Raw genomic sequence first — 4,572 nt, 5'->3', positions numbered from 1 at the left:
GTTTTACCGATTTTCAGTTTCACGGAAGTCATGGAAAACTGGCGCAAAATAACCGAATGGCTTGCTGATTCACCAAGGAAACGAAAGCGTCAGATGGCAACTCTGGGGATGTTAGGTTAACGCTTATGGGGCTTTGCCCTGCACCCACCAGGAGGAGATAATCTCCTCCTGGACCTCCTTAATAATTTTCTGGTTTTTAAATGCGATTGCTCTGCCCTGCCCGTTTTCAAAAAGAGGAGGCTTTTGGCAAGATCAATAATATGTTTAATCTGTTATGCAGAAGGATACGGGCGATGCGAAACCAGCGCCGGTTGCGTATCGAGGAGAGCAAAGCGGTTTTGCCCGGAAAATCAAGGAGCATAATTGCGAGAGCAATAAAGATAAATCCCGGACCTGGTACGCCGGGAATGGCCAAAACAGTGCCGACAATCAGGGAGAGCAGACCGAGGAGTTGCCGTTTGAGTAGCGCCAGCAGACCAATATGCTGCGGTGGCGTAACATAAAAAAAGAGGCGTGTGCGCAGGCGAAATCGGGAAAGATTCATGGCAGGAGAGGATGTAATGTTTCCCAAACATTTTCCAAAACTTGGCGATAGCCAGCAGCGTTGGGATGAATGCCATCGTCAAGATTAAGGGTTGCCTCACCGGCAACCCGGGCTAACAAAAAGGGCAACAGGGGAATTTGATGTTCCTTGGCTAACTGGGTAAAAACAGCAGCAAACTCATCGCTGTAGCGGCGTCCATAGTTGGGTGGTACACGCATCCCCGCCAACACCGGTCGTACTCCTGCTTGTTTGAGCTGACGAACTATTTCGCTTAAATTATGTTTCATCTCTTGCGTACTGAGACCACGCAAACCATCATTGGCACCAAGGGCGACGATGGCAAGCGTTGGTGGTTGTTGCAACAATCCAAGCAAGCGGCGCAACCCTCCGGCGGTGGTCTCTCCGGAGATGCCGGCATTGATGACCCGATGGGCAAAACCCTTTTCGCGCAGACGTTGCTGCAACAGACTGGGATAATCGGCCCCGGAGGCCACGCCATATCCGGCAGTCAGGCTATCCCCAAAGCAGAGTATACGTGGCTCGGCAGCGGCTGGATGAGAAAAAGAGAGCATTAACAAAACCCAAAGCAGAAGATGGAATAATGTTCCTCTCGTGCCCACTCTGGGCAGGTTTGGAAATGTGTGCAACCCAGGGATTCTCCCATTCATGATTCACCTCGACAAGGTTTCCTATTCAGTGGCCCATCTTGGCCAACCTCTGACTCTGTTGCAAGAGATCTCTTTTCATATTCCACCGGGCGAGGCGGTCAGTTTGTTGGGCCCCTCTGGCAGCGGCAAGAGTACCCTGTTGGCTCTGCTGGCCGGAGTGGAACGACCGGACCGGGGCAGTATCCGTATTGATGGTGTCGAGCTGACCGCGTTGGGCGATGATGATCTGGCCCGGTTTCGTCGGCAACGAGTGGGAGTGGTGTTCCAGGATTTTCATCTGCTGCCCACTTTGAGTGCCTGGGAAAATGTGGCTTTGCCTCTGCAACTGGCTGGCAAAGGAGAGGGGTATAATGAGGCGATGCAGTTGCTGGAGCAAGTGGGTTTGCGGCAGCGCAGTCAGCATCGTCCTGCCGAGCTCTCCGGTGGCGAACAACAACGGGTGGCTATCGCCCGTGCCTTTATCCATCGGCCACAACTGATTCTTGCCGATGAGCCAACCGGCAATCTGGATCAACACACCAGTAAACAGATTATCGATCTGCTCTTTTCCTGGGCTGCCGAATGGGGGATTACCCTCTTTTTGGTAACCCATGATCCGCAATTGGCCAGCCGTGCCGTGCGTTCCCTGGCTCTGATGGATGGGCGCCTGGCGTCCACAAGCGTCTGATGATCACTGCCGGGGCCAGAGTGCCATTGACACTTACCCAGAGCAACAGCCGTTATGTTGCGGCCACCATTTTGCTCTGTGTGACCATTCTGGTGGCCGTGCTGGCCAGCGCCCAAATGTTGCAAGGCGGCATGGCGGCCAATGCCCGCAACCTGTTGGGTGCGGATCTGCGTCTTCAGGCAACCTGGCCTCTGCCTGCCGAAGAGGGTGGCGCCGGTCTGCCCAGTGGCCTGCTGCACTTTGCCCAACAACAGCTCTCTGCCGCCAATCGCCACTTTTCGCCCAGTCTGGAGTTTAATGCCATGGCGCGACCGCTGGCGAGCGAGCACTCTCTGCTGGTCGAGGTCAAAGCGGTGGCTGCCAACTATCCGCTGCGTGGCCAGGTGCAGTTGCAGGATGATCTCTCCCTGGCGCAGGCGTTGGCGGGGGATGGTATCGTGGTGGAGGCCAGCCTGCTGCACCGACTCAATCTCAGCATCGGGCAGAGCCTGGTTTTGGGAGAGGCGCAGTTTACTATTCGCGGTGTGTTGGCCTTTGAACCCGATCGTATTACCCGGTTGTTTCGTCTTGGTCCAGGGGTGCTGATGCCGTTGCATCGGGTGGCCGAAACAGCCCTTCTGCAAATGGGCAGTCGGGTAACCCAGGTGGTAGGCGTGCGCTTGGCAGCGGGGGAAGAGGCAAGCAGTGTCGCCAATAGTGTGCGTGCTCTGGCACAGCAACAAGGGGTGCGTTTGCTGACTCCTGAACAAAGCCAACCTTCGGTACGCCGTTTTATCCGCCGTTTTATCCTCTTTTTGGCCATTACCTCCTTGTTGACCCTGCTGCTGGGCGGTTTGGCCATTCACAGCGCTCTTGCCTCCTGGTTGCAAGAAAATCGTCAAAATATCGCTATCCTCAAGCTGTTGGGTGCAGACAACTCGCAGCTTACCCGTCTTATTTTGGGTGCGCTATGGCGTATGAGTGGCTGGCCTGCTTTGCTGGGAAGCCTGCTGGGCAATGCTGTACCGGCCCTTTTGCCCTATGTTGTGCCAGAGATTTTTCCTGCCGAAACTCTCTATCATCCCTCATGGGGTTTGGCGTTGGGAGGATTTTGTTTTGGTGTTCTTTTCAGCTTGAGTTGTGTGTTGTTGCCACTGCGCCAGAGCCACCATCTCTCCCCAGTTCTGCTCTGGCGCCTCTCTGCGGGCAGTGTGGCTCCTGCAAAACCGCCACGACAGACTTTGCTGGCGGTGACGTGGCTGGCTTTGTTGATGGTGCTTTTGGCTGTCACTCTGGCTGTCTGGTCGGGAGAGAGTCGAGCAGCGCTGTTTTTTGTCGCCGGTTTGCTGGTTGCCCTGGCCGTTGCCTGGGTAGTGGCACAAGCACTGCTGTGGCTTGTGCGCCGCTGGCAGCCTCCTCCGGGAGCCTGGCGCTTGGCCTGTCAGGCTCTGCTGCGCCGGGGTGGGGGGCAAGCGGCTTTGTTGATGGCGCTTGGCAGCGCTTTGGGAATGGTCAATGCCCTCTTTTTTTTGGAAGAAAATCTGAACCAGCAACTGCTTTCGCGTCTGCCGCAACGCATTCCCAGCTTTTTTTTTATTGATCTGCAGAGGGATCAACTGCAACCGTTTCGTGCCTTGGCAAAACAATATGCTGTGGCAGATGAGGAGGCGCTGCGGCTGTTTCCCACCGTGCGCGGACGCCTGCTGCAGGAGCATGGACAACCCAGTGTGGATGAGGCCGATCCCAGCCGCAATTGGCGTCAGGCCAGAGAGTATGTGTTGACCTTTGCCGAACAGTTGCCCAGCGGTAATCGTCTGCTGCAAGGCTCCTGGTGGAGCGATCCCACTGTTTTGGAGGCCAGTGTCGAGGGGGAGATGGCCAAGGAGATGGGATGGCAGTTGGGAGATCAGATCCGTTTTATGGTGCATGGAGTGGAGGTGAGCGCACGCATCAGCAATTTGCGGGTGGTGCGCTGGTCCGATTTTAGTTTGAATTTTTTTGTGATTTTCTCTCCGGCGGTCCTGCAGCAGTTGTCGCACTCCTGGTTGGCTTCGCTGGTGAGCATCGAGGGGCGCGAGGAGTCATTGTTGGCGGAGTTGAATCGACAGCTTCCCAATGTGACTGCGGTTGCGACCCGTCAAGTGCTGGAGACCATTCATGGTCTTGTGCAACAGGTGGCCGTCGCTGCCCGCACTCTGGGTGTGGCGGCAGTGTTGGCTGGACTCTTGTTGCTGGGGGTGCAGGTGAGTGCTGCTCGACGACAGCGGGTGCGCGAGATGGCGCTTTATCGGTTGCTGGGGGCGACCAGAGGCGAAGTGGCGCGGATTTTGGCGGCAGAAATGGCGATTGTGGCTCTGGTTGCGGCGCTGTTGGGGCTGTTGATTGGTCAATTGCTGACCTTGCTGATAGTGCGGGGAATATTTAACGATCTGGCCATTTTTGCGCCGTTTTCTCTGTTGTTGGCGGGATTATGTGGCGGGAGTGTGATCTTTGCCGCTGCCTGGTGGAGCAGTCGTCGCCATCTTGCTCTATCCCCCATGCAGGCGTTTGCCGCAGGTCTATACCAATAAAGGAGTACAGAGATGTCCAAAAGTACGGCAAAGCTGGCTGGCGAGATCATTGAGCAGGTGGTCAAGGCCAAAGAGATTTTAGACTATTTCCAGGTGCAAAACCTGGATGGACGTGGCGAGTTTGCTGATGGAGCCACGGTGCGT

Annotated in this window: 4 protein-coding genes; 2 read left to right on the top strand and 2 right to left on the bottom strand. The window is 55.7% G+C overall.

From position 1 onward, the window contains the following. Positions 1-226: 226 nt before the first annotated feature. Both EJP87_RS14060 and EJP87_RS14055 read right to left on the bottom strand, forming a co-directional pair. Positions 227-571, bottom strand: a complete 345-nt coding sequence (locus EJP87_RS14060) for a hypothetical protein (protein WP_153188686.1) — start codon at positions 569-571, stop codon at positions 227-229. Continuing rightward, positions 541-1,116, bottom strand: a complete 576-nt coding sequence (locus tag EJP87_RS14055) for an arylesterase (RefSeq protein WP_193771400.1) — start codon at positions 1,114-1,116, stop codon at positions 541-543. Before EJP87_RS14055 ends, EJP87_RS14060 begins: the two co-directional genes overlap by 31 nt. 94 nt (positions 1,117-1,210) lie before the next feature. On the opposite strand from EJP87_RS14055, the gene EJP87_RS14050 reads away from it, so the two are divergent. Both EJP87_RS14050 and EJP87_RS14045 read left to right on the top strand, forming a co-directional pair. Continuing rightward, positions 1,211-1,879 (top strand): ABC transporter ATP-binding protein, encoded by a 669-nt coding sequence (locus EJP87_RS14050; RefSeq protein WP_130472494.1) that lies wholly within the window; start codon positions 1,211-1,213, stop codon positions 1,877-1,879. Beyond that, a complete protein-coding gene (locus EJP87_RS14045; protein ID WP_130472493.1) occupies positions 1,879-4,428 on the top strand; it encodes an ABC transporter permease in 2,550 nt (849 codons plus the stop codon). The genes EJP87_RS14050 and EJP87_RS14045 overlap by 1 nt, the downstream gene beginning before the upstream one ends. The last annotated feature ends 144 nt before the right edge of the window (positions 4,429-4,572 follow it).

Source organism: Candidatus Magnetaquicoccus inordinatus, from assembly GCF_004217665.1.
Taxonomy (GTDB): Bacteria; Pseudomonadota; Magnetococcia; order Magnetococcales; family Magnetaquicoccaceae; genus Magnetaquicoccus; species Magnetaquicoccus inordinatus.
The sequence above is the reverse complement of the archived record's forward strand: the minus strand, read 5'-3'. Positions and strand labels throughout refer to the sequence as shown.

Bases quoted from the DNA above. Each gene is read 5' to 3' on its own strand.
- EJP87_RS14055 (WP_193771400.1), bottom strand. From the start codon at position 1,116: ATGCTCTCTTTTTCTCATCCAGCCGCTGCCGAGCCACGTATACTCTGC.
- EJP87_RS14050 (WP_130472494.1), top strand. From the start codon at position 1,211: ATGATTCACCTCGACAAGGTTTCCTATTCAGTGGCCCATCTTGGCCAA.
- EJP87_RS14045 (WP_130472493.1), top strand. From the start codon at position 1,879: ATGATCACTGCCGGGGCCAGAGTGCCATTGACACTTACCCAGAGCAAC.